This is a genomic window from Amycolatopsis sp. NPDC004625 (assembly GCF_040609695.1).
Taxonomy (GTDB): domain Bacteria; phylum Actinomycetota; class Actinomycetes; order Mycobacteriales; family Pseudonocardiaceae; genus Amycolatopsis.
On the sequence record NZ_JBEXKX010000021.1, the window covers coordinates 73,486 to 96,238 of the forward strand.

Below are 22,753 nucleotides of genomic sequence, written 5' to 3' on the forward strand. Positions count from 1 at the left end.
ACGAAACGAGGACGGCGTCCGGAACCCTAGGGCCACGGCGAAAGAGGGGGAATGCCGGGGCGACCCGGTGGCGGGCGCGTCGTTGGGGGTCGCGCCCTCCACCGGGACCGCCGGGCGCGGACCCGGCGGCCGCGGCGAGCGGCCGGAGACTGGACAGAAGCCGGACAATCCGGCCTGCGGACGGCCGCACCGCAATTCTCGGTGTTCAATCGGAGCAAATGGCACCGGAGCCCAAGGAAAAACTGGATGAGCATCGGAGAACACCCGCGGGTTTTCCTCAGTTACGCGCACGATTCGACCGAACACCAGGACCTCGTCCGGCAGTTCGCCACTTTCTTGCAAGCCCAGCTGGGCGTCGAGGTATTTTTCGACCAATGGGTCGACGGGTACCGGCTCGACTGGTCGCTGTGGGCCGCCCAGCACCTCACCAAGGCCGACTTCGTGCTGGCCATCGCCTCTCCCGCCTACAAGCGCCGCGCCGAGGGCGACGAGCTCTCCGACGTCGGCCGCGGCTCCCAGTTCGAGGCGGCGATGATCCGGGACAACCTGACCCGGGATCTGCCGCGCGAAACCCGGAGAATCCTTCCCGTGGTGCTGCCCGGGCGCAGCGTGGCCGAGATTCCCTCGTTCCTAAACGCCCATTCGACCACCCGGTACGAGATCACCGAATTCACCCTGGAAGGGACCGCGAGCCTGCTGGCCGCGTTCACCGGGGTCCCCCGGTTCACGCCACCGAGGATCGGCGACTGGGTGGGGGCGCGGCAGGCGAGCCGGCCGGCGGGGGGCGCCCAGCTGCTCACCACGGTTCTCAAACCGGTCGCGAGCACGTCGGACATCCGGTTCACCGGGGCCGAGATCGACGGCATGCACCGCGGCACCAGCATCGTCTACCGGCCGCAGCTGTTCGCCAACGACCCGCGCGGTGTCGTCGAATTCAACCTGAGCCGCCGGTACCGGCGCTTCGAGTCGGTCGCCGGGGTGCTCGACGACGCCGACGAGGCCGACCAGGTCGGCCACTTCCAGGTGTTCCTCGACAACGTGCCCCAGGGCCAGTACGAAACACGCATCGGCGAGCCGGCCTGGATCCAGTGCGACCTCATCAACGTGCTGCGGATGAAGCTGGTCGCGTGGCGTCCCGGAATGACCCTGCACCCGCTGGCCGCCGGCGCGGCGATGGCGGTCGGCCGGTCGAACCAGTTGCCTTCGCTGGCCTGGGGCGACCCGACGCTGGTCGAATAGCGCGACGGGCCCGGCGCGGATCCGCGCCGGGCCCTCGACCGCCGTGCTCAGCTCGTCGTCGTCGGCGTCGGCGCCTCGCCCGGCAAGCCGAGCAGCTTCGCCTCACCCAGGTCGAAGGCGTCCCCGCCGACACCGCCGCTGCAGCTCGGGTTGACGATCTGCCAGGACAGGCGCAGCCGGAGCACGCCGCTCAGATCGACGTCGAGGGGAGTCGGTTTCCCCAGCTCCAGCGTGACGGACTTCAGCTTGCGGCCGTCACCGAACACCTCGAACTGCACCTTGAGCCCGGAGTCTCCCGAGTTGTCGTCCATGCCCGCCGTCGTGACGAACCGGCGGTACCCCTTGGACACGTTGTACTCGATCGCTCCGGTGTCGGGGCAGGAGGAGACGCTCTTCGAAACGGTGTGCAGGTAGCTCTTGCCCGCGATGTTCCCGGGCTGGCTGTCGTTCGACCAGGAGCTGCCGTTGACCGGCCGCAGGTCGGCCAGGTAGACCTCGACCGCGGACTGGGCGACGGTCAGTTTGATGTGCCCGGACAGGGCGGCACCGGCCTTCGGGTCCTGGCCGATCACCGTGCCCGGAGCCGCCGTCTGCTCGATGGAGTCGACCGTCTCGACCTGGACCCCGTTGCCCAGCAGGTCCTGCGCCTCCGACAGCTTCTTGCCGACGAGGTCGGGCGCGACGGACGGCGCCGCCGAAGTGGTCGTCGTGGCCACGTCCGAAGTGGTGACCGCCGCCGAGGGGGAGGCCGCGGCGACCGGCGGCGCGGCGGGTGGCGCCGGCGTGGAGCCCAGGTTGAGCGCCGTGATCGTCCCGGCGACCGCCAGCGCCCCGACGACCAGGACGGGGACCAGCTTGCGCTTCCGCCGCCGCGCGGGCGGCGGGCCGGTGAGGGGCGTGTCGAACACCGTTTCTCCGATCCCCGGCGGCGGCATCGCGCCGGTCCTGTTCTGCTGCCGCCCGTAGGTCGGCACCGGCGGACGCGCCAGCCGTGGCCCGACGGGGCTGTTCGCCAGGTCCGGCACCATCGCTTCGAGCACCGCACCGATCCGGCCGGCGGCCGGGCGCAGCGCCGGGTCCACCGCGAGCAGCAACCGCACGACTTCCCAGAGCGGGTCCGGCATGTCGCCCGGCCGGCCGGGTTCTTCGTCTTCGCGCCGGACGTACCCGCCGGGGAAGGGCACGACCCCGCAGTAGAGCTCGTAGATCACGACCCCGAGCGCGTAGACGTCCGCCGCCTCGGCCGGTTCGCCACCGCCCACGACCTCCGGCGCGAGGTACTTCGACGCTTCCCGCATCGAGGTTCCGGGGTCCTTCGGGACGATCCGGAACAACCCGGCGCCGGTGAGCTTGGGCACCCGGACGGATCCGGAGTCGTCCATCAGCACGTGCTCCGGGCGCAGGTCGCCGTGGACGACTCCGGCACCGTGGAGCGCGGCCAGTGCACCGGCGACACCGGCGGCGATCCGCGCGATCTCCTTCGGCAGCAGCGTTCCCGACGCGTCGAGCCGGTCGCGCAGCGAACCCCCGTGCACCGGGTCCTGCACGAGGGTCACCACGTCCCCCTCGGTGAGCAGGTCGTGCACCGTCACGAGGTTCGGGTCGACGAGTCCCAAGAGGACGGACTGCTCGCGCATGAACGCCGCACGGCCCTCGGCGCGCCCGGCCGGCAGCTGCCGGCACACGAACTCCCGGCCGTCCGGATCCACCGCGGCCCGGAAAGTCCCGCCCGTACCCCGCGCCGGTTCCGCCCCGAGCCGGTAGCGCCCGGCGAACTCAGGCTCCATTCTTTTCCACCCTTCGACAGCACTCGCCCATCCGCCCGACAGCACCTGGCGTTGTGGCACGACAGTCGGAGACGACAGCACACTCGCTACCGAAAACCGGGATCCTCCCGCTAAATGTCCGGGATCTGACCAGTTTCCCGGAGGAAAGCTCCAGGAAAACCGGAGACGCGGTGGAGTGGCCACATCACATTCCCGAGACGCCGGAGAGCAGGGCCGTAACGACCGGGAACGCCGTCGCGACTGCCGGGAACAATCTGTTCGAACGGATGGCCACGATGAACCCGAAACGCATTATCGCCGCCACCATGGCGGCCGCCACGATCGGCGGGTCCGCCGTTTCCTGCAGCGCGGACCCGTTGAACATCAAGTGTTCGGACTACCTCACGAGGACCGAGTCCGAGCAACTCGACCTGGCCGCCCGCTGGTCGGCCAAATCCCGTGATCAGACCACCGAAATCGACCGCATCGCGACCGGGGGCTTCCGGAAGGATTTCCTGGCCTATTGCCCGAAACACCCCGACGACCGGCTGAACGAGCTCGAAATCTCGTTCGGTCTCCGCTGACGAAAACCCTAGGAGCAGAAAATGACCACCGGACAGCAGCCGGCCCGGACCCGCCCGGCGACTCCCTACAGCCAGGGAAAGCGCGCGTTCTACGGCCTCACCTGGACGTTCTGGACGATCGCCCTGGTCATCGGGGCGTTCACGATGTTCACCGCCGACATGGTCGGGCAGGGCCTGCTCGCGCTGGCCCTGTCCGGCGCGACCGGCTACTACGCCTACCGGATCTGGACCTGGCAGGCGCGCCGGCTCATCTTCTTCATCATCTTCTGAAACCGCCGGGTCCCGCCGCGCTACTTCACCGCCATGCCGGGGATGCGGGCCCGGATCGCGTCCAGGCCGGCTTCGTCCGAAACCCCCTGGAAGTCGTAGCGCGGCGTGTACGGTGCCTCCAGCTCCCGGACCTCCTCGTCCGTCAGGACGACGTCCAACGACGCCACCGCGTCGTCGAGTTGCTGCGCCGAGCCCGCTCCGACGAGCGGGGCCGTCACCACCGGGTGGCGGTGCAGCCACGCCAGGGCGATCTGGGCGCGGCTCACGCCGCGGGCCGCCGCGATGTGGCCGACCGCGTCGACTATCGCGCGGTTCGATTCCTCCTCCGCGGGCGAATAGAGCAGGTCGGCGAAGGCGCCGTCCGTCGTGGCGCGGGCCGTTGCGTTCGCGTCGTTCCAGGCGCGGGCGAGGCGGCCGCGGGCCAGGGGGCTCCAGACGATCGTGCCGACGCCCTCGTCCAGGCACAGCGGGATCATCTCGCGCTCCTCCTCGCGGGCGAGCAGGTTGTAGTGGTCCTGCATCGAGACGAACCGGGCCCAGCCGTGCTGCCGCTGCAGGTGCAGCGCCTTGGCGAACTCCCAGGCGGGCATGGACGACGCGCCGAGGTAGCGGACCTTGCCGGCCTTCACCAGATCGCCGAGCGCTTCGAGGGTCTCCTCCAGCGGCGTGGCGTGGTCGTTGCGGTGGACCTGGTAGAGGTCGATGTAGTCGGTGCCGAGACGGCGCAGGGAATGGTCCGCTTCGGTCATGACCGCCTTGCGCGACAGGCCGCGGCCGTTGGGGCCGGGCCGCATCGGGTGGCGGAGCTTGGTCGCGATCACCACCTCGTCGCGGACCGCGAAGTCCTTGAGGGCGCGGCCGAGGATCTCCTCGCTGGAGCCGTTCGAGTACATGTTCGCGGTGTCGAAGAAATTGATGCCCACGTCCAGGGCGTGCTTGATCAACGGGCGCGCCCGCTCCTCGCCGAGCGACCACACGGGGTGGCCGCGGTCGGGTTCGCCGTAGCTCATCGCGCCGACCGCGATGGGCGAGACGTCCAGGCCGGTGGTGCCGAGCTTCACGTAACGCATGAGAGGTCTCCCGGGGGCCGGAAACTTGCGGAGGATCCTCCGCAAGTGACCGCCAAACTAGCGGAGGATTCTCCGCAAGTCAAAGATGAGGCATGATCGGCCCATGACCGACGGCACGTACGGCACCCAGCGCAAGGCCGCCGCGCGCAACCGCGTCGCGATCATCGAGGCGGCCCACGAGCTGTTCGCGCAGAACCCGCTCGTGCCGCTGAGCGACGTCGCCAAGCGCGCCGGCGTCGGCGCGGGCACGCTCTACCGCCACTTCCCCACCCGCGAAGACCTCATCCTCGCCGCCTACCAGCACGACATCGAGCGCCTGACCACCACGGCCGACGAGGTGCTGGCGCGGCACGCGTCGGCGAAGGCCGCGTTCGTCGAGTGGTTCGAGACGCTCGCCGGCTACATCCGCATCAAGCACGGCCTCGGCGACGCCCTGCACGGCGCCGCCGCACAGGACATGATCGACGCGTCCTGGGGGCCGACGTCCGCGGCGGTGAAGAAGCTGGCCGACGCCTGCGTGGCCGAGGGCACCATCGCCGCCGGGCACGATCCGGCGGACATCATCATGCTGATGAGCTTCCTGTGGCGCGTCGCGAACAACGACGAGGGCGCCGCCCAGGGGCGGCGCCTGATCGCCGCGGTGTTCACCGGTCTGCAGGCGCCGCCTCAGCCGACCTGAGCCGCGCGCCGGCTCCGCGTCCCCAAGCGCAGCGCGGAGACGAGGAAGAACACGCCGCCCAGCGTCGCGTACCCGGCCAGCGCGGCCAGCGATGCACCGTCCTTTGTGGCCTGGATGACGAAGGAAGTCCCGGCCAGCACGGAAATCCCGCCGCTGAGGATCATCGCCCACTGCCCGCCCAGTCCGCGCCGGGCGACCCCGGCGACGAGCTGGACCAGACCGGCCACGACGGCCCAGATCCCCCACACGCGCAGGACGCCGGGAATCCCGGACGCGGCAGCGACGGCCAGCCCCGCCGCGGCGAGCAGGCTGATCACGACGTTCACGTACAGCGTCCCCGCCTTCGACGTGCGCGCGTCGATCACGGCGGCGGCCACGTCGAACAGCGGGTAGAGCACCAGCAGCGCGACGCTGACCGGCCCGAGGCTCGACGCCGTCGTGAACAGCAGGCCGGCCCAGATCAGGGCGAAGGCGAAGCGGGCGAAGTAGAGCCGGCGCAGGGTCGGTGCGATCTCGGCGTCCATGGGTCCTCCGGTAGATAGAACGATCTGTCTCGTCGGCGACTATGGCAGCGGGACGTCGCCGCCGTCAAGACCGACCGTTCTATCTGCTAGGCTGCGGACGTACCGACGGCGAAACGGGAGAACTGTGTCCGAAGCCCGAGCCCGGCTGCTCGCCTCGGCGAGCCGGCTGTTCTACACCGAGGGACTGCACTCGGTCGGCATCGACCGGGTCATCGCCGACGCCGGCGTCACCCGCGCCACGCTGTACCGGCACTTCCCCAGCAAGGACGACCTGCTGGTGGCGTACCTGTCGGCGGCCGACGAGGCGATCCGCGCCCAGGTCGACGCGGCCCGCGCGGCCGGCGGCGAACCGGCGGACGTGGTCCGCGCGGTCGCGGCCACGATCGCCGACGGCATCCGGTCCCCCGGCTTCCGGGGCTGCGCGTTCCTCAACGCCGCGGCCGAGTACCCGGACCCGGACCACCCGGTGCACCGGGCGGTGCTGGCCCACCGCGAGTGGTTCCTGAGCACGGTGACGGAGTTGCTGTCGGCCACGGGCGAACCGGCCCCGGAACCGGCGGCCCGCCATTTCGTCCTGCTCCGCGACGGCGCGATGGCGGCGGGCTGCCTGACGGACCCGGCGCCGATCTGCGAGACCTTTCTCCTTGGCGTGGAAGGGATTCTGCGGTACCGGGACGCCCGGGTCACGACCTAGCCGGGAAAACCGTCGGGCCCGGCCGGTAGCCCAGGCGGTCGACCGCCGCCGTGATGTCCAAGGTCCGCTCCACCGCGAACTGGCTGATCACGTACCGGTTCAACCGCCCCTTCGGGAACACCCGCGCCACCGGGGCCAGCAACGCCGCCGGGACGTACGCCGGGCGGACGGAAACACCCGCCGAGGCCAGCAGGCCGCGCAGCGCCCAGTCGATCGGGACCGGTTCGCTGTCCGCGATGTTGAACACCCCCGCCGCCGGGCCGGCCGCCGCCAGCAGGCAGGCTCGGGCCAGGGCGGTCACCGCCGTCATGCTGACCAGGACCCGGCCGTTGCCCGGCACCAGCAAGCGGCCCGCGCGGACGTTCTCCAGCAGCCGCGGCAGCAGGGTCGTGTCCCCGGTGCCGTACACCGCGTGCGGCCGCAGGACGACCGGGTGGTCGCCGACCGCCAGGACCAGGCGCTCGGCCGCCGCCTTCGCCGCCGCGTACGCGTTGAGGTAGCGGCTGACCGGGGCTTCGTGTTCCTTCGCGCGCACCGTCGGCCGGAACGGGTCGTACACGCTGGCGCTGCTCACGTGGACGATGCGGCAGTCCGGGAACGACACCAGCACGTGGTGGGTCCCGAGCAGGTTCGTCCGCCACACCTCGGCCGCGACGCCGGTGTCGGTCGCCGACGCCGCGCAGTGCACCACCGCGTCGACCTCGGGCGGGTCGGCCAGCTTGGCCGCCCCGATGTCCCAGGAGCGGTAGGCCGCGCCGCCGAGGTCGCGGCCGTCCGCCGTCGCACGCCGGCCGAACGCCGTCACCGCCCAGCCCGCCGCCGTGGCGGCCCGGCAGACCGCGCCGCCGACGAAACCCGTCGCGCCCGTCACCGCCAGTCTCATGGCCGGCTCGCGGTGACCAGCTCGCGCAGGCGGCCGCGGTCGAGCTTGCGCGAGCGGCCCGAGCGCGGCAGGTCCGGCAGGACGACGATCCGGTCCGGCACGGCCTCGGCGTCGATGAGGCCCGGCAGCTGCCGGCGCAGCCGCCGGACGAGCCGGGCGGGGTCGGCCTCGTCGCTGTCGGCCACCACCGCGAGCACCACGGTCTCGTCCTCGGTCACCGGATCGGGCGTCCCCACCATCGCCGCCTCGCGGACGCCGGGGAGCAGGGCGATCGACGGCTCGTACAGCCCCGGGTAGATGTTGTACGTGCCCCGGATGAGCATGTCCTTCTTGCGGCCCGTCATGACGATCCGGCCTTCGTCGTCCAGCCGGGCCAGGTCGCCGGTGGCCAGCTCGGTCAGCGGCGGGCCGCCCAGGTAGCCGAGGCACGCGTTGGGCGCCGACACCAGCAGTTCGCCGTCGGCGGCGATCCGGGCGGTCACCCCGGGCGACGGCGTTCCGAGCAGATCGCCCGGCCGCCCCTGCTCCAGGTGCGCCAGCTTCTCCTCCGCGCGGGCGACGGCGAGCGGGATCGCCTCGGTCATCGCGTAGATCGAACGCACCTGTCCGCCGGGGACCGCGGCCAGCGCCTGCCGCAGCACGGCCGGGGCCGCGGGCGCCGACCCCATCACCAGGTGGCGGACGTGGTCCGGCCAGCGCGGCAGCACGCCGAACACCTCGGCCAGGTGCACCGGCACCCCGTAGGCGTGCGTCACCCGCCGGTCCGCGAGGTCCGCGGCGAAGCGCTTCGGCGGCGCGGACGGCTTCGGCAGGGACAGCCGGGCGCCGCCCAGCAACGCGGGCAGGCCGGCCAGGATGCCGTCGGCGTGCATCACGTCCCCGGGCGCGAACGGCAGGTGGCCGCCGAGCATCGTCACCGCCGCGGTGAGGGACCGCAGCGAGTGCACGACGCCCTTCGGCTGCTCGGTGGTGCCCGAGGTGAACACGACGAGCGCGGGCGCGTCCTCGTCCGGTTCGGCGGGAGCGGCGGGCACCCGGTCGAAGAGGTCCTTCAGCGCCAGCGCCGAGCGCGGCACCCCGGGCCACCGACGTCCGATGTGGACGGTCCGGATCCCCGGGTCGGCGATCGGTTGCCGCAGGTCCGGCACGGGCCAGCCGCGGCGCCGGCAGAAGGCGCGGACCGGCCCCACCACGCTGGTGGTGAAGAACGGCGACTCCGCGATCAGCCACCGCGGCCGGTACGCGCGCAGCCGCGCCGACACCAGCGCCGGCCCGACGGCCGTGTCCGCCGAGATGACCACCGCACCGGCCCGCAGCGAACCCAGGAACACCCCGATCGCGGTGGCCGAGTTCCGGACGGCGAACAGCACGCCGTCGCCGGGGGCCAGGCCCTCGGCCCGCAGGCCGGTGCTCACCTCCAGGGCCAGGCGGCGCAGCTCGCCGAACGTCGTCGTGCGGCCGTCCGGGTCGATCACGGCCACCTCGCCGGGCCGCTCCCCGGCGGTGTCCAGGAACCGGGTCACCAGGTCGTTCATGCGCGGCTGACCTCCAGTCGGCGGTAGGCGGGGAAGAGCACGCCGGATTCGGCCCGGCGGGCGGTGATCCGCAGCGGCGTGTGGTCGAACAGGGCGCCGAGCACGGCGTGGATTTCGGCCATGGCCAGCGGGTAGCCGAGGCAGAAGTGCGGCCCGGCCCCGAACCACAGGTGCCGCAGCTCCGGCGGGTGCGCCCGGCCCAGGTCGAACCGGCCGTAGGCCCGGGCGCAGTTGAGGGTCGACACGACGACCCGGTCACCGGGCCGGACCGCGACCCCGCCGATCCGGCCGGCCCGGACCGCGTTGCGCAGGATGATCGGTGCCGGGGTGATCAGGCGGGCCGTCTCGGCGATCGCGGCCGCCACCGGCTCCGGGTCACCGGCCCGGTGGGCCGCCGCGACGCGGGCCAGTTCGCCGTGGTCGTGCAGCACCGCGACCAGCCGGGGCAGCAGGCCGGCGATCGTCTCGGTGCCGGCGATCAGGAACGCCGACGCGAGCCCGCGGGCCTCGCTTTCGGTCAGCCCGAAGGTGCGCATCCGGCCGACCGCGGTGTTTTCGTCGCCCGCCGCCCAGGCGAGCGACGTCGTGGTGCCGATCTCCGCGACGATCGCGCGGGCCCGGGTGACCTCCTGGGCGGTCAGGCTGAGCCGGCCCAGCTTGACCAGGCCGATGATCGCCGTGGCCTGGCCGGTCATCCGCAGGTACGCCGCCTCCCGCTCGGCCGTCGAGCCGGTGACGGTGAACCCGACCAGCGCACTGGTCAGCGCGCCGGCGACGATCTTCGTGGTGCGCACGACGTCCACCGGCCGGCCGCGGTCCAGGGCCTCGGCCACCCGGGCCAGCGGTTCCGTGCACACCGCCTCGACCAGCCGGCGGACGTAGCCGGGGGTGAAGAACTCCGCCAGCTTGCGCCGCATCGCCCGGTGTTCCGGGCCGTCCATGTTGACCAGCATCGACGGGCCGAAGACCGGCGTCCACAGGTCCGCGTCGGTACCGCCGCCGCTGCGGAAGGTCCCGGTGTCGGTCAGCACCTCCCGGGCCACGGCCGCCTCGTTCACGACGACGCCCAGCCCGGGGACCCGCACCGCGGGGCCGAGCCGGCCGAGCAGCCGGATCGCCGGGTACGCGAGCGGGTGGGCCGCCAGCTGCACCCGCAGTTCGTGCGCGGCCGCCCTCATCGCACGTCCACCGTCTCGCCGCGGTAGCCGTGGCTGGTGTACCAGGCGAAGGTGTTGCGGATGCCCCACGCCTTCGTGCGCCGCTGCGACCAGTACACGACCATGTCCCGCCGCCTGCCGTCGGAGCGGGTGACGCACCGGACGCGGTTCACCAGCGTGCGGTCCTCGTGGTCCTCCTCGATGGAGGTCCGCGGGTAGCCGCCGCACCGCTCGTACAGGCGCGCGGTGATGGCGGTGTTCCCGCCGGCGCACAGCAGGTACGGCCCGGTGTACTCCGGGCCGCGGTTGGCGCGCTTGAACCGGGCGGCGTACCCGCCGAACGCGACCAGGAACGCCAGCACGGCCCGCTCGGAGCGCGGCACGGCGAAGTCGTCGGTGCGCGCCTTGAACCGGCCGGCGACCAGTTCCAGCCCGGAGGCGAAGCCCCGCAGCACCGCCTCTGTCCACTGTGGAGCGACGAGGCAGTCCGCGTCGGTCCGGGCCAGGTGCGTCGCGCCGAGGCCGATCGCGTGCCGCATGCCGGTGTCGCAGGCCGCGCCGGTGCCCTTCCGCGGTTCGCCGATCACCCGGACGTCCATCTCCGGGTGGGCCGCGGCGAACGCGCGGACCACGTCGGCCGTCGCGTCCGTGCTCGCGTTGTCCACCACCAGCACGGTGAAGTCGGTGCAGCGCTGGGCGGCCAGCGACCGCAGCGGGCCTTCGATCCACTTTTCTTCGTTGTACGCGGGGATGACCACCCACAGCCGGTCGCTCACGACGGCAGCTCCGCGAAGAGCACGCCGATGCTGGTGCCGCCGGCCAGCCCGACGAACGCGACCTTGTCGCCGGGGCCGCAGCGGCCGGACTCCAGCGCCAGGCTCAGCTGCAGCGGCAGGCTGCACGAAGCGACGTTGCCGTGGTCGGCGACCGTCACGACGAGCTTGTCCTCCGGCACCCCGCTGTGCTCGACGAACACCCGCAGGTGCGGCACGCCGACCTGGTGCACGAAGAACACCGCGAAGTCGTCCCGGCTCAGCCCGGTGCGGGCCAGCGCGGCGTCCAGCTGCGGCCGGATGCCGCGCACCACGGACTCCATCAGCGCGCGGCCTTCGCCGCGGATGTAGCCGTCGGCGACCGGGTCGCGGGAGTCGGCGCCGCCGTGCCCCGGGATCGAGCTGACGTTCCAGTTCGCCGAGTCCGCCGTGAAGTCGCGGTAGAAGACGCCGGTTTCGTCCGACGCCTCCAGCAGCATCGCCGCGCCGGCGTCGGACAATGTGTAGCCGGCCAGGGAGTCCACGAACTGCTCGCGGTCCGCGACCGACCACCGGACCACCCGGGAACCGGTCTCGCCGGTGCAGACCAGGACGCGCCGGTACTGCCCGCCGCGGATGAGCGCTTCGGCGACCTGCATCCCGTTGAGGAAGCTGTTGCAGGCGTTCTTGACGTCGAACACCGGGCAGGACGCGCCGAGCTTGGCCGCCACGATGTGCGCCGTGGCCGGCTCGATCAGGTCCTGGGACGCCGAGGCGAACAGCAGCAGGTCCACATCGGACGCGGCCAGTCCCGTGTCGGAGAGCAGTTTCGCGGCCGCGGTCACGGCGAGGTCGGACGCCTGTTCGCCCTCGGCGGCCCGGTGCCGCGTCCGGATCCCGCTGAGCTTGCCGATGGCACCCGGCCGGGGCGTGAAGCCGGGGCTCTCGCGGCCGATGCGCGCCTCGATCTCCCGGTCGGCGAGCAGGGCCGGGGGCAGGTGGGCGGACACGCCGCCGATCGTCACGTTCAAGACAGTGTCCTTCCTAGACGCCGGTGAAGGCCAGCGTCACGTTGTGCCCGCCGAAACCGAACGAATTGCTGATCGCCGCGGTGAGCCGGACCTCGCGGGGCGCGCCGGCCACGACGTCGAGGCCGATCCGGTCGTCGAGCTTGTCCAGGTTGGCCGTGGGCGGCACCAGGCCGTCCCGGACCGACAGCACGGTCGCGATCGCCTCGACCGCGCCGGAGCCGCCGAGCAGGTGGCCGAGCGCCCCCTTCGGCGCGGTGACCACCGGGCCGTCGCCGAGGACGCGGCGGATCGTGGCGCTCTCGGTCAGGTCGCCCAGGGGTGTGGCCGTCGCGTGCGCGTTCACGTGGCCGATGTCGGCGGCGGCGAGGCCGGCGCGGCACAGGGCGGTGGTGATGGCGGTGGCCTGCCCGGCGCCGTCCGGGTCGGGGGCGGTGATGTGGTGGGCGTCGTTGCTCATGCCCACGCCGGCGAGCCGGCCGTACGCCTTCGCGCCGCGCGCCGCGGCGAAGTCCGCGCGCTCCAGCACGACGACGCCGGCCCCCTCCCCCAGCACGAAGCCGTCGCGGCCGGCGTCGAACGGGCGGGAGGCCGTCTCCGGGCTCGCGTTGCGGGTGCTCATCGACCGCGCCCGCGTGAAGCCCGCCATGATGGCCGGGGTGATGCAGGCGTCGGTGCCGCCCGCGGCCACGACGTCGGCCTCGCCCGCCATGATCATCCGCCAGGCCCAGGCGATCGCTTCGGCCCCGGACGCGCAGGCCGACATCGGCGCGTGCACCCCGGCCCGGGCCCGCAGGGCGAGCCCGACCAGCGCGGCCGGCCCGTTGGGCATCACCATCGGGATCAGCTGCGGCGACACCGCCCGCAGCCCCCGGTCGCGCAGGGCGTCGTGCTGGGCGACCAGCGTCGTCGCGCCCCCGATCCCGGTGCCGATCACCACGCCGCACCGCTCGGGTTCCACCGTGTCCTCGCCCAGGTCCGCGTCCCGGCACGCCTGCCGGGCGGGACGACGGCCAGCTGTTCGGCCCGGTCCATCCGCTTGAGCTCGACGTAGTCCAGCTCGGGCTCGGCCGCCAGCCGCGCGGCGATGCGCACCGGGAAGCCGTGGTCGCGGGTCCACTCCGTGTCCAGTGCCGACGCGCCGGAGCGGCCGTCGAGCAGCCCCCGCCAGGTGGCCGGCACGTCGCCGCCCAGCGGGGTGGTCGCGCCGACGCCGGTGACGACGACCTCGATGCCGGTGCGCGGCAGGCTGTTCACGCCGCCGCACGCAGGTAGTCGGCGACGTCGCCGAAGGTCTGCAGCCGGTGCAGGCCGTCCTCGGGGATCGTCAGGCCGTAGCTGGTTTCGATCTCGTCGGTCAGCTCGACCATGGCGAGGGAGTCGATGTCCAGTTCCTCGCGCAGCGACAGCCCGGTCAGCGGGCGCCCGGCGGACAGCGCCAGCGGGTCGGTGCCGGACACCTTCCGGATCAGCTGGGCCAGGGTGTGCTCGATGTCGTCGGACGGGCTCACGGGTCACTCTCACGGGTCGGGTGCGCGGCCCGGTCGGCCACGCCGTGCACGCTGGCAACGGCCGCTGACCGACAGCTGACGGGTGGCGCCGGTTCCGGGCCCGTTGTGCGCCGCGCACAGCCGGTTCGCGGCTTCCGCCCAGCCCGCCGGCGCTAGGGTCGGCGGATGCCGGGGCATCCGCACGCGTCCAGGAGGGTCATCCGCGAGGTGGCCACCGTCGTCCTCACCGAGCTGCCCGTGTTCGCCGACCGCCTGGTCGAGCGGGGCGCGGTCGAGGAGACGACGTTCTACGCGCACGGCGACTGGGTGGCGCCCGCGGACATGCGGCAGTCCTTCATGGACAACGCCCGCAGCGCGCTGGTGCTGATGCGCGACGGGCCCGGCACGCGGGCCGACTGGATCGCGGCGCCGCTGGCCACCGGCCGCCGCCGCGCCGAACAGGGCGTGCCCCTGGAAGCCGTGCTGCACCTGTTCCGGCTCGGCACCGAGCTGCTGTGGGAGATGCTGCTGGCCGCGGCCCGCCGCCGGTCACCGGACGAGCTGACCGAGTTCGTCGACAGCGTGATGGTGCTCTGGCAGGCGACCGACCGCGTCTCGACGGCGATGGTCGAGGGCTACCGGTCGCGGGAGATCCAGCTGCAGACGCGGGCGAACCGGCGCCGGGAGCGGCTGGTCCGGGTGCTCGTCGAGGGCCGCGGTGCGGACCCGGCCGTGGCCGCCGACGCCGAGGCCGACCTCGGCCTGCCCGGGCACGGCCGGTACGTCGTGGTCCTGGTGGTCTGCGACCTGGGCGCCGAAGACCCGGCGCCGATGCCGGAACTGGCCGCGCTGGGCGCGCGCGTGGTCGTGGCGCCGTACCGGGACCGGGTGGTGTGGCTGGTCGAGCTGGGCGGGGTCACCGCCGACCGGCTGGCCGCCGTGCTGGCGCCCCACCTGCGCCACCGCGCGGGCCTCTCCGGCGAGGTCGACGGCCTGGCCGAGATCGGCATCGCCTACCAGCTGGCCGAAATCGCGCTGTCCACCCAGGCGCCGGACGTGCCGGGCCTCGCCGTCCTCGACGACCGGCTGCCCGAGGCGCTGGTCGTCGCCAGCCCGCGGCTGGCCCAGCGGCTGGCGGCCCGGACGCTGGGCCGGGTGCTGGAGCTCGAGGACGAAGAACGGCACGTCCTGCTGGAGACGCTGCGGGCGTGGTTCCGCGCGGGCCGCTCCCCCACCCGTGCCGGCGAACTGCTGTTCTGCCACCGGAACACGGTGCTCAACCGGCTGCGCAAGCTGGAGCAGCTCACCGGCGCGTCCCTGGAGGACGACCGCCACCAGCTCTGTTGCCGGCTCGCTTTGATGGCCCACCGCGAAAAGCCGTGAAGGCCGCCTCGCGGACTCCGAGGCGGCCTGCACGAACTCGTGCGGTGTCAGGAAGAACTGCAGCTGACGCTGGGCCAGGTCCAGTTCCCGTTGGTCATGATGGTGACACCCCAGTTGTTGCCGTTGCCGTTGGGTGTCGCGATCAGCACCTGGCTGCTCGGCCAGGTGGCGTTGACGTTCCAGGTGGCGCTGATCCGTTCGGGGCTGGGCACGTTCATCGTGACCGTCCACGACGAGGACCCGCTGACCGAGACGTTGAGGTTGTACCGGTCACCCCACGACTGCCCGGCCGAGAGCGTGGCCGTGCAACTGCCGCCACCCGGTGTGGTGGGCGTGGTCGTCGGGGTCGTGGTGTCCGTCGGGGTGGTCGTGGGGGTCGTGGGTGTGGTCGGTGTCGTGCTCGGGCCGGGCCCGGCGGCGTTGAGGGCGTTGAGAACCGAGGTGTAGGCGGCCTTCTTGTTGCCGTTGCCGTCGAACAGGAGCGGGCTCTCGCCCGACCGCCACGAGTCGCTGTCCCGCACACCCCACACGGTGATGCCGACGCAGCGCGCGACGTTCATGCACGCCTGGGTCAGCGCCGAGTACTGCGAGGTGCTGGCGTTCGTGACGTCGACCTCGGTCAGCGCCACGTCGACGCCGAGCGCCGCGAAGCTGGAGATCGTCTGCTGGAAGTTGCCCGGCACCGAGCTGCCGCCGGTGAAGTGGGCCTGCAGGCCGACGCAGTCGATCGGCACGCCGCGCGACTTGAAGTCCTGGATCATCCGGTAGACGCCCTGGGTCTTGCCGTAGCTCCAGTTGTCGATGTTGTAGTCGTTGTAGCAGAGCTTGACCGACGGGTCGGCCGCCCGCGCGGTCCGGAACGCGACCTCGATCCAGTCGTTGCCGGTGCTCTGCAGGTTCGACGACCGGCGGCTGCCGTCTTCGTTGAACGCCTCGTTCACCACGTCCCAGTAGGCGAGTTTGCCCTGGTAGTGGGCCATCACCTTCTGGATGTGGTTGATCATGGCGTTGCGCAGGTTGCTGCCGCTCATGCTCTGCATCCAGCCGGGTTGCTGCGCGTGCCAGGCCAGCGTGTGCCCGCGGACCCGGGACCCGTGGCTGACCGCCCAGTTGTAGACCTGGTCGCCGGCCGAGAAGTTGAACTGGTTCTGGTTGGGCTCGGTCGCGTCCGGCTTCATCTCGTTCTCGGGCGTCACCATGTTGAACTCGCGGGCCGCGATCGTGGTGTAGGCCGAGTTGCTGAGCCGGCCCGCGGCGATCGCGGTGCCGAAGTAGCGGCCCGACTGGGCGGCCGCGGCCCCGAGCGTGCTCGCGGCGGCGTCCGCACCGGGCGCCGTCACCAGCACGGCCGCGGTCGCGGCGACGGTGGTCACCCCCGCCAGCACGCGGGTGGCCGGCAACCGCCACCACCGCCGCCGACGCGGGTCCGGGGAACTTTCTGCCATCCGTGGTCTCCTTCCGGGCTGAAAGGCCAGCACAGCACGGCGTTCCGCGGGCACGCAAAAAGTTTCGGCCAACTTTCGAAAGCGTGAAAATTACCTGCACCCGATCACCCCGGCGCGGCGATGTCCCCGGCGAAGGAATCCGGCCGGGAGGGTTGCACGAGCTGGAGACATCCGGTCGCCGTCGTCGCCGCCGTGGTGCTGACGACGAGCGGCGCCCACCGCCGGGTGAAGGCGCGGCCGGCCGGGGACTCGTCTCCGGCCGGCCGCGGCCCGGTCAGTTGCGCACGATCCGCCACCGTGTCGCGGCGGCGCCGCTGTCGGGGCCCTGCATGGCGTAGGCCCCCGCGGCGGTCGAGTTGTTCTCGACGGTCAGCAGCTTGCCGCTGTTGACGTTGCGGATCTTCGCGGTTCCGTCGCCCTGGTCGACGACGGTCCACCGGTGGTCGGCCGTGCCGTTGTCCGCCCACTGCAGCACCTGGGCGCCGTCCGCGGTCGACATGTCCCGCACGCCGAGCACCTTGCCGCTGTTGGCGTTGCGGAAGCGGACGGCGGTCCCGTCGGTGACGATTTCCCAGTTGTGGTCGGCCGTCCCGTTGTCCGACCACTGCAGCGCGCGGCCGCCGTCGGCGGTGGACATGTTCTCGATCCCCAGCAGCAGCCCGCTGCCCACGTTGACCAGCCGGGACGTCGCCGCGCCGGACCCGCCGGTGGTCCAGTAGACCGTGTAGTTGAACCCCTGGGCGTCGTAGAACGGGACGAGGTTGACGGTCGAGCCGTTCGCCTTGGCGCTGAAGGCGAGCGAGCTGCTGCTGGTCCGCGTGATCGACGCCGGGTCAAGGGACGGCAGCGCGCTCAGCGTGCTGGTGCCGTAGTTGCCGGCCAGGACCACCGGGCCGTAGGTGACCGCGGCGACGTTCGCGTTGTCGTTGGCGGGCCGCAGGATCGCCTTCATGGGCAGCCGCACGGTGACCGCGTCGCCGGAGACCCACGACCGGGTCAGGGTGGCGTAGCTGCCGGGCGTGGCGGTGACGTTCTGGGCGATGCCGTTGACGCTGATCGTCGCTCCGGCGGCCCAGCTCGGGATGCGGATGCGTATGGCCCAGCTGCCGCTCGCGGTCCCGGTGACCGTCAGCGTCGTCGTGTCGCTCGCCGGGTACGACGTCGTCTGGGTGACGGTGATGCCGCGCTGGGTCCAGGTGAGCACCGACGGCAGGAACAGGTTGACGATCAGCGTCGTGTCGGTGTGGAAGTAGATCGAGTCGGCCAGCTTCGTCTGGGTCTCCAGGCCGCTGCCCTGGCAGCACCAGAACGAGTTGTAGTCGGTGCTCCACGTACCGCCGCCCCACGCCGGGCCGAGGCCGCGGCGGCCGCCCGGGTTGAGCGAGCTGAAGTAGGTGATGTGCCCGTGGCCGTCGGCCGGATTCTGCTGGCCGATCATCTGGTTGAGCAGCGCCCGCTCGTAGTACTCGGCGAGGTCGGCGCGGTCCGGGTAGAGTGAGATCAGCTCCCGGGTCAGCTTGAGCATGTTGTAGGTGTTGCAGCTTTCGCACGTGTCCTGGTTGAGGTAGGCGGCGATGGCGTTGGGGGCGCGGAAGTGCTCGGCCTGGCTGTTGCCGCCGATGGCGTAGGTGTGCGCGCCGACGGTGATGGCCCACGCGTTGGTGGCGATGTCCCGGTAGCGGGTGGTGCCGGTGGCCTTGTACTCGCGGGCCGCGCCGATCCACTTGGGGACCTGGGTGTTGGCGTGCAGGCCGTTGAGCTGGTCCCGGTTCGCCGCCAGCGGGTCGAACACGGCGGCGTGGTCGAACCGCTGCGCGACGGTCAGCCACCGCGCGTCGCCGGTGTACTGGTAGAGGTCGGTCAGCACCGCGTTCATGCCGCCGAATTCGGTGTTGAGGACGGACTGCATCTGGCTGTAGCTCAGTTTCGCGGTCCGGCGGTCGACCCAGCCGGCGAGGTTCAGCAGCACGTCGCGGGCCTGCGTGCTGTCGGCGTAGCGCCAGACGTCGAGCAGCCCGGCCATCGTCTTGTGGATGCAGTAGTACGGCACGTTGCCGTTCGACAGGTTCCCGGCTTCGAGGGCGGTGAAGTCCGATTCGGGGAAGCCGGACAGGTACCCGGCGCCGAACCCGGCCGCGCCGTTGTTGGCCTGGCACTTGGCCAGTTCGGCCACCACGTACGTCGCCTTGTCCCGGCAGGCGGTGTCCCCGGTGACCGCCCACAGCTGCGCCCACGCGGTCAGGAAGTGGCCCTGGACGTGGCTGCGGAAGGGAAAGTTCGGGGCGTCCCAGCCGCCATTGGTGGCCGCACCGCCGGTGGAGAGCCGGTGGTTGGCCCGGAAGTTGTACAGCAGCCGGTCGGCGTCGACGAACCGCAGGTAGTTCTGCGTCCGGTTCTGGTTGTCCAGCCACCGGCTCGCGGTCAGCCGCACCTGGCCGAGGTCGAACGGGAACGCGGCCACCCCGGTCTCCGACCGGACCGGATCGGTGGCCGCCAGGGCGGGCGAGCCGCCGAGGACGGGTCCGGCGGCCGAGGCGAGGGCGGTGGCACCGACGGCCTGCAGCAGTCGCCGCCGGGTGAAGGAGGGGTTCACCGGGTTCTCCGTTCGTCGCTGAGAGGAGGACGCGGTGGGCACGTTAGCGCTAACATTCGCCGCTGTCACGACCCGGCCGGAAGGGAGGGGGAGGCATCGGCGCGTGAGCAGGGCCTGCGACGCAGGAAAGTTACCCGGCCCCGCCCCGGAGACTGCGCGCGGCGGCGCACCCGGGCGCGAGCCTCTCCCCCGGACGTTCCGCGGCCGTTTCGCCTCTTTCGACGACTCGCCGCCGGCCGCCCCGAATCGCCCGGCACGCCGCCGGAGCCGCCTCAGCGCAGCCGCCGCCAGGCTTCGCGGCGCCGGCGCTGGGCCTCCGGGTCCGCGACCGGGGCCGCCGACAGCAGCCGCTGCGTGTACGCGTGGGCCGGGGCCGTCAGCACCTCCTTCGCCGGGCCCTGCTCGACCACCTTTCCCCGGTGCATCACCGCGACCCGGTCCGCCAGCTGTTCGATCACCGCCAGGTCGTGGCTGATGAACAGGCACGCGAAGCCGAACTGGTGCCGCAGCTCGCGCAGCAGGTCCAGGATGCGGGCCTGGATCGTCACGTCGAGCGCGCTCGTCGGCTCGTCGGCCACCAGCAGGTCCGGGCGCAGCGCCAGGGCGCGGGCGATGCACGCGCGCTGGCGCTGCCCGCCCGACAGCTCGTGCGGGTAGCGCCCCGCAAGGGACGGCGAGAGCTGCACCGAATCCAGCAGGTCCGCCACCCGTCCGTCCACTTCGGACTCGGACCCCGCGCGGTGCAGCCGCAGCGGCGTGGCGACGCTCTCCCCCACCGTCGTGCGCGGGTTCAACGACGACAGCGGGTCCTGGAACACCACGCCGATCCGGCGCCGCAGGGCCTTCGCCGCCCGGCCGCGGGCGCGGGCGATGTCCGCGTCCCCGATGTGCACGGTTCCCGCCGTGGGCGCGAGCAGCCCGGTGACCGCCCGGGCCACCGTGCTCTTGCCCGAGCCCGACTCCCCGACCAGCCCGAGCACCTCCCCCGGCTCCACGTGCAGGTGCACCCCCACCGCGGCGTGCACCGCCACCGCGCGGAACCGGCCGCGGTAGGTGACCGCCAGGTCCGTCACGCGCAGCAGCGGCGCCTCGGCGGGCACGTCGGGGACCGACGCCGCCGCGGGGTGCTCCGCCGCGGCGACGTGCCCGGGCCCCACCGAAATCTCCGCCGTCACCGCGCGTTCGAGCCCGGAGGTCGCCGCGGTGCTCAGCGAGACGACCGAACCCAGCAGCTGCCGGGTGTACTCCTCGGCCGGGGCCCCGAAGATCCGCCCCACCGGCCCCTGCTCGACGACGCGCCCGTCGTGCATCACCACCACCCGGTCGGCGAGGTCGGCGACCACGCCCATGTCGTGGGTGATCAGCAGGATCGCCGTCCCCAGCCGCGCGCGGAGGTCGCGCAGCAGCTCGAGGATCTCCGCCTGCACGGTGACGTCCAGCGCGGTGGTCGGCTCGTCGGCGATCAGCAGCTTCGGCTCGTTCGCCACCGCCATCGCGATGACGACGCGCTGCAGCTGCCCGCCCGACAGCTCGTGCGGGTAGGACCGGAACCGCTCGCGCGGGTCCGGCAGCCCGACCAGGCCCAGCAGCTCGATCGCCCGGTCCCGGGCCGCGGCCGCCGCGAGTGGCCGGTGCGTGCGGACGGCCTCGACGAGCTGGTCCCCGACCGTGAACACCGGGTTCAGCGCGTTCATCGGCTCCTGGAACACCATGCCGACCTCGCCGCCGCGCACCGCCCGCAGCTCGGCCGCCGGCATCGCGTAGAGGTCCCGCCCGGCCAGCTCCGCGCGGCCCGTCACGCGGGCCGTGGGCGGGAGCAGGCCGAGCAGGGACATCGCGGTGACCGTCTTGCCGGAGCCGGACTCCCCGACCACCGCGACGACCTCGCCCGCGCCGACCTCGTAGCCGACCCCTCGGACGGCCTCGACGTCCCCGAACGAGACCTTCACGTCGTGCAGCCGCAGGAGCCCGGCACCGGTCACTGGACGAGCCCGAACTTGCGGTAGTCGACGTAGGCCGGGAAGCGCCCGATCTGGACGCCGCCCACCTGCGAGCCGTGCAGGAACGAGTTGCGCGTGTAGATCAGCGGCACGACCGGCGAGTCGGCCAGGATCTTCCTGTCGAGCGCCGCCCACTTCTTGCCTGCCTCGGCCGGGTCCACGGTGGCCTGTGCTTCGCCGATCAGCTTGTCGACGTCGGGGTTGCTGTACCGGGACTCGTTGTACCCGCCGTTGCCGATCTCGGTGGACTGGAACAGCGGCTGGATGTTCGCGTTGGCCGACGGGATGTCCGGCTGCCACGAAGTGAGCGTCAGGTCGAAGTCCGACAGGCCCTTGGTGTCCACTTCGGACGTGTAGGTGTCGTCGTCGAGCGGCTTGATGGTGACCTTGATGTTCGCCCTGGCCAAGGCGGCCTGGATCGCCGCGGCCTTCTCCGGGTAGCCGTTTTCGTTGTGGGTGGCCAGGACCAGCCCGTCGAGGCCGTTCGGGAAGCCCGCGTCGGCGAGCAGCTGCTTGGCCTTGGCCGGGTCGCCGGACGGCGGCGCCGGGTACAGGTCGTACTGTTCGCGGCCCTGCAGGCCGGGCGTGATCAGCGTGGTGGCGACGTCGCCGGCCAACTGGGCGCTGCCCGCGCTGGCGACCTGGTAGGCGGCCTTGTCGACGGCGTACTGGAACGCCTGGCGCACCTTCGGGTTCGTGAGGTTGCCGCGCTGGGTGTTCAGCGAAAGGTAGGCCAGCGCCCCGGATTCGGACGTCACCAGCCGGGACTTGGCCGACGCGTTGCCCTGGATCTGGGCCAGCTCGGCCGGTGACGCGAACGACATGCCGAAGGCGGCGCGGTCCTTGCCGGTGTCGTCGATCAGCCGCTTGGAGATGACGCTGGTGTCCTGGCCGAGCTCGAAGTCGACGGTGTCGGCGTAGGCCAGGCGCGTCTTGTCCTCGTCCCGGCTCCAGTTCGGGTTGCGCACCAGCTTCGCCGACTTGCCGCGCTGGTAGTTCTGCAGCTGGTACGGGCCGGACGCGACCGGGTGGTCACCGTAGTTCGCCTCGGCGCCCTTGCCCTTCGGCACCGGCGAGAACGCCGGCGTGCTGGCGACCCAGTTGAAGTCGCCGTACGCGCGGGCGAGGTGGAAGACGATCGTCTTCGCGTCCGGCGTCTGAATGGTGTCGAGTTCCTTGCCCTCGAACGGGCCCTTGTACGCCAGGCCCGGCGAAAGCAGGTCCTTGTGGTAGGCCAGGCCGCCGGAGAAGGCGGGCGCGAACGAGCGCTCGAGGCCCCACTTGACGTCTTCGCTCCTGATCGGCGTGCCGTCGGCGTACTTCAGGCCGTCCTTGAGGGTGAACGTCCACGTCTTGCCGCCGTCGCTCGGCCGCCCGGTGTCGGTGGCCAGGTCGGGCACGATGGTGGTGTCCTTGCCCGGCGCGACGTCCCACGACGTCAGCCGCCGGTGGATCAGCCCGAGCGTGGTGACGACCAGGTTCGAGCTCTTCGCCGGGTCCCACGTGATCGAGGGGGCGTCGTTGAGCAGGAGGAGCTCGCCGCCCGGTTTGACGGTGCCGCCCGGCCCGGCCGGTGTGTCGTTGGCGCCGCACGCCGTCAGCAGCGTGACGGCGGCCGTCAGCCCCACGGCGAGTTTCTGTCCCCGTTTCATCGTGTCCCC

The 22,753-nt window shown here is 72.3% G+C and carries 19 protein-coding genes and 1 pseudogene; 6 read left to right on the forward strand and 14 right to left on the reverse strand.

Annotated elements, in window-relative coordinates:
• Positions 1–246 precede the first annotated feature (246 nt).
• The gene (locus tag ABZW17_RS24275) at positions 247–1,239 is read left to right on the forward strand and encodes an SEFIR domain-containing protein (protein ID WP_354818304.1); all 993 of its coding nucleotides are present in this window, start codon (positions 247–249) and stop codon (positions 1,237–1,239) included.
• A 47-nt stretch (positions 1,240–1,286) separates the two neighbouring features.
• Here ABZW17_RS24275 and ABZW17_RS24280 read toward each other — a convergent pair whose 3' ends face one another.
• Positions 1,287–3,026 carry a protein kinase gene (locus ABZW17_RS24280; RefSeq protein ID WP_354818307.1) on the reverse strand — a complete coding sequence of 580 codons (1,740 nt, stop codon included), beginning with the start codon at positions 3,024–3,026 and terminating at the stop codon, positions 1,287–1,289.
• A gap of 266 nt (positions 3,027–3,292) precedes the next feature.
• Here ABZW17_RS24280 and ABZW17_RS24285 point away from each other — a divergent pair, with 266 nt between their 5' ends.
• Both ABZW17_RS24285 and ABZW17_RS24290 read left to right on the forward strand, forming a co-directional pair.
• Positions 3,293–3,589, forward strand: coding sequence for a hypothetical protein (locus tag ABZW17_RS24285; protein WP_354818310.1), 297 nt, complete (start codon positions 3,293–3,295; stop codon positions 3,587–3,589).
• A 21-nt stretch (positions 3,590–3,610) separates the two neighbouring features.
• Positions 3,611–3,859, forward strand: a complete 249-nt coding sequence (locus tag ABZW17_RS24290) for a hypothetical protein (RefSeq protein ID WP_354818313.1) — start codon at positions 3,611–3,613, stop codon at positions 3,857–3,859.
• Between the two features lie 20 nt (positions 3,860–3,879).
• On the opposite strand, the gene ABZW17_RS24295 is transcribed toward ABZW17_RS24290, so the two are convergent.
• Complete coding sequence (locus ABZW17_RS24295) at positions 3,880–4,929, reverse strand: aldo/keto reductase (protein WP_354818316.1); 1,050 nt, start codon at positions 4,927–4,929, stop codon at positions 3,880–3,882.
• Positions 4,930–5,032: 103 nt separating this feature from the next.
• On the opposite strand from ABZW17_RS24295, the gene ABZW17_RS24300 reads away from it, so the two are divergent.
• Positions 5,033–5,608 (forward strand): TetR/AcrR family transcriptional regulator, encoded by a 576-nt coding sequence (locus ABZW17_RS24300; RefSeq protein ID WP_354818319.1) that lies wholly within the window; start codon positions 5,033–5,035, stop codon positions 5,606–5,608.
• On the opposite strand, the gene ABZW17_RS24305 is transcribed toward ABZW17_RS24300, so the two are convergent.
• Complete coding sequence (locus ABZW17_RS24305) at positions 5,596–6,132, reverse strand: hypothetical protein (RefSeq protein ID WP_354818322.1); 537 nt, start codon at positions 6,130–6,132, stop codon at positions 5,596–5,598. The genes ABZW17_RS24300 and ABZW17_RS24305 overlap by 13 nt on opposite strands.
• A gap of 124 nt (positions 6,133–6,256) precedes the next feature.
• Between ABZW17_RS24305 and ABZW17_RS24310 the strand changes: the two genes are divergently transcribed.
• The gene (locus tag ABZW17_RS24310; RefSeq protein ID WP_354818325.1) at positions 6,257–6,826 is read left to right on the forward strand and encodes a TetR/AcrR family transcriptional regulator; all 570 of its coding nucleotides are present in this window, start codon (positions 6,257–6,259) and stop codon (positions 6,824–6,826) included.
• On the opposite strand, the gene ABZW17_RS24315 is transcribed toward ABZW17_RS24310, so the two are convergent.
• The 7 genes and pseudogenes from ABZW17_RS24315 to ABZW17_RS24345 form a co-directional block, all read right to left on the reverse strand.
• On the reverse strand, positions 6,816–7,709 hold the full coding sequence (locus ABZW17_RS24315; RefSeq protein ID WP_354818328.1) for an NAD(P)-dependent oxidoreductase: 894 nt from the start codon (positions 7,707–7,709) through the stop codon (positions 6,816–6,818). The genes ABZW17_RS24310 and ABZW17_RS24315 overlap by 11 nt on opposite strands.
• Complete coding sequence (locus tag ABZW17_RS24320; RefSeq protein ID WP_354818331.1) at positions 7,706–9,244, reverse strand: class I adenylate-forming enzyme family protein; 1,539 nt, start codon at positions 9,242–9,244, stop codon at positions 7,706–7,708. Before ABZW17_RS24320 ends, ABZW17_RS24315 begins: the two co-directional genes overlap by 4 nt.
• Positions 9,241–10,422, reverse strand: coding sequence for a cytochrome P450 (locus ABZW17_RS24325; RefSeq protein ID WP_354818334.1), 1,182 nt, complete (start codon positions 10,420–10,422; stop codon positions 9,241–9,243). The genes ABZW17_RS24320 and ABZW17_RS24325 overlap by 4 nt, the downstream gene beginning before the upstream one ends.
• Complete coding sequence (locus ABZW17_RS24330; RefSeq protein ID WP_354818337.1) at positions 10,419–11,177, reverse strand: glycosyltransferase; 759 nt, start codon at positions 11,175–11,177, stop codon at positions 10,419–10,421. The genes ABZW17_RS24325 and ABZW17_RS24330 overlap by 4 nt, the downstream gene beginning before the upstream one ends.
• A complete protein-coding gene (locus ABZW17_RS24335) occupies positions 11,174–12,178 on the reverse strand; it encodes a ketoacyl-ACP synthase III (protein ID WP_354818480.1) in 1,005 nt (334 codons plus the stop codon). The genes ABZW17_RS24330 and ABZW17_RS24335 overlap by 4 nt, the downstream gene beginning before the upstream one ends.
• 19 nt (positions 12,179–12,197) lie before the next feature.
• Positions 12,198–13,438 (reverse strand): annotated as a pseudogene (locus ABZW17_RS24340) (beta-ketoacyl-[acyl-carrier-protein] synthase family protein).
• On the reverse strand, positions 13,435–13,692 hold the full coding sequence (locus ABZW17_RS24345) for a phosphopantetheine-binding protein (RefSeq protein ID WP_354818340.1): 258 nt from the start codon (positions 13,690–13,692) through the stop codon (positions 13,435–13,437). The pseudogene ABZW17_RS24340 and the gene ABZW17_RS24345 overlap by 4 nt, the downstream one beginning before the upstream one ends.
• 165 nt (positions 13,693–13,857) lie before the next feature.
• On the opposite strand from ABZW17_RS24345, the gene ABZW17_RS24350 reads away from it, so the two are divergent.
• Positions 13,858–15,054, forward strand: coding sequence for a helix-turn-helix domain-containing protein (locus ABZW17_RS24350; protein WP_354818343.1), 1,197 nt, complete (start codon positions 13,858–13,860; stop codon positions 15,052–15,054).
• Positions 15,055–15,101: 47 nt separating this feature from the next.
• Here the strand turns inward: ABZW17_RS24350 and ABZW17_RS24355 are convergent, their stop codons facing one another.
• From ABZW17_RS24355 to ABZW17_RS24370, 4 genes are all read right to left on the reverse strand, one after another.
• Positions 15,102–16,499: an endo-1,4-beta-xylanase gene (locus ABZW17_RS24355; RefSeq protein WP_354818346.1), complete on the reverse strand. Its 1,398-nt coding sequence runs from the start codon at positions 16,497–16,499 to the stop codon at positions 15,102–15,104.
• Between the two features lie 274 nt (positions 16,500–16,773).
• Complete coding sequence (locus ABZW17_RS24360; RefSeq protein ID WP_354818349.1) at positions 16,774–19,092, reverse strand: beta-L-arabinofuranosidase domain-containing protein; 2,319 nt, start codon at positions 19,090–19,092, stop codon at positions 16,774–16,776.
• Positions 19,093–19,364: 272 nt separating this feature from the next.
• Positions 19,365–21,074, reverse strand: a complete 1,710-nt coding sequence (locus ABZW17_RS24365; protein WP_354818352.1) for an ABC transporter ATP-binding protein — start codon at positions 21,072–21,074, stop codon at positions 19,365–19,367.
• Positions 21,071–22,744: an ABC transporter substrate-binding protein gene (locus tag ABZW17_RS24370; RefSeq protein WP_354818354.1), complete on the reverse strand. Its 1,674-nt coding sequence runs from the start codon at positions 22,742–22,744 to the stop codon at positions 21,071–21,073. The genes ABZW17_RS24365 and ABZW17_RS24370 overlap by 4 nt, the downstream gene beginning before the upstream one ends.
• Between the last annotated feature and the right edge of the window lie 9 nt (positions 22,745–22,753).

Bases quoted from the DNA above. Each gene is read 5' to 3' on its own strand.
- ABZW17_RS24325 (WP_354818334.1), bottom strand. From the start codon at position 10,422: ATGAGGGCGGCCGCGCACGAACTGCGGGTGCAGCTGGCGGCCCACCCG.
- ABZW17_RS24315 (WP_354818328.1), bottom strand. From the start codon at position 7,709: ATGAGACTGGCGGTGACGGGCGCGACGGGTTTCGTCGGCGGCGCGGTC.
- ABZW17_RS24295 (WP_354818316.1), bottom strand. From the start codon at position 4,929: ATGCGTTACGTGAAGCTCGGCACCACCGGCCTGGACGTCTCGCCCATC.
- ABZW17_RS24300 (WP_354818319.1), top strand. From the start codon at position 5,033: ATGACCGACGGCACGTACGGCACCCAGCGCAAGGCCGCCGCGCGCAAC.
- ABZW17_RS24290 (WP_354818313.1), top strand. From the start codon at position 3,611: ATGACCACCGGACAGCAGCCGGCCCGGACCCGCCCGGCGACTCCCTAC.
- ABZW17_RS24275 (WP_354818304.1), top strand. From the start codon at position 247: ATGAGCATCGGAGAACACCCGCGGGTTTTCCTCAGTTACGCGCACGAT.
- ABZW17_RS24280 (WP_354818307.1), bottom strand. From the start codon at position 3,026: ATGGAGCCTGAGTTCGCCGGGCGCTACCGGCTCGGGGCGGAACCGGCG.
- ABZW17_RS24350 (WP_354818343.1), top strand. From the start codon at position 13,858: ATGCCGGGGCATCCGCACGCGTCCAGGAGGGTCATCCGCGAGGTGGCC.
- ABZW17_RS24285 (WP_354818310.1), top strand. From the start codon at position 3,293: ATGGCCACGATGAACCCGAAACGCATTATCGCCGCCACCATGGCGGCC.
- ABZW17_RS24355 (WP_354818346.1), bottom strand. From the start codon at position 16,499: ATGGCAGAAAGTTCCCCGGACCCGCGTCGGCGGCGGTGGTGGCGGTTG.
- ABZW17_RS24320 (WP_354818331.1), bottom strand. From the start codon at position 9,244: ATGAACGACCTGGTGACCCGGTTCCTGGACACCGCCGGGGAGCGGCCC.
- ABZW17_RS24370 (WP_354818354.1), bottom strand. From the start codon at position 22,744: ATGAAACGGGGACAGAAACTCGCCGTGGGGCTGACGGCCGCCGTCACG.
- ABZW17_RS24305 (WP_354818322.1), bottom strand. From the start codon at position 6,132: ATGGACGCCGAGATCGCACCGACCCTGCGCCGGCTCTACTTCGCCCGC.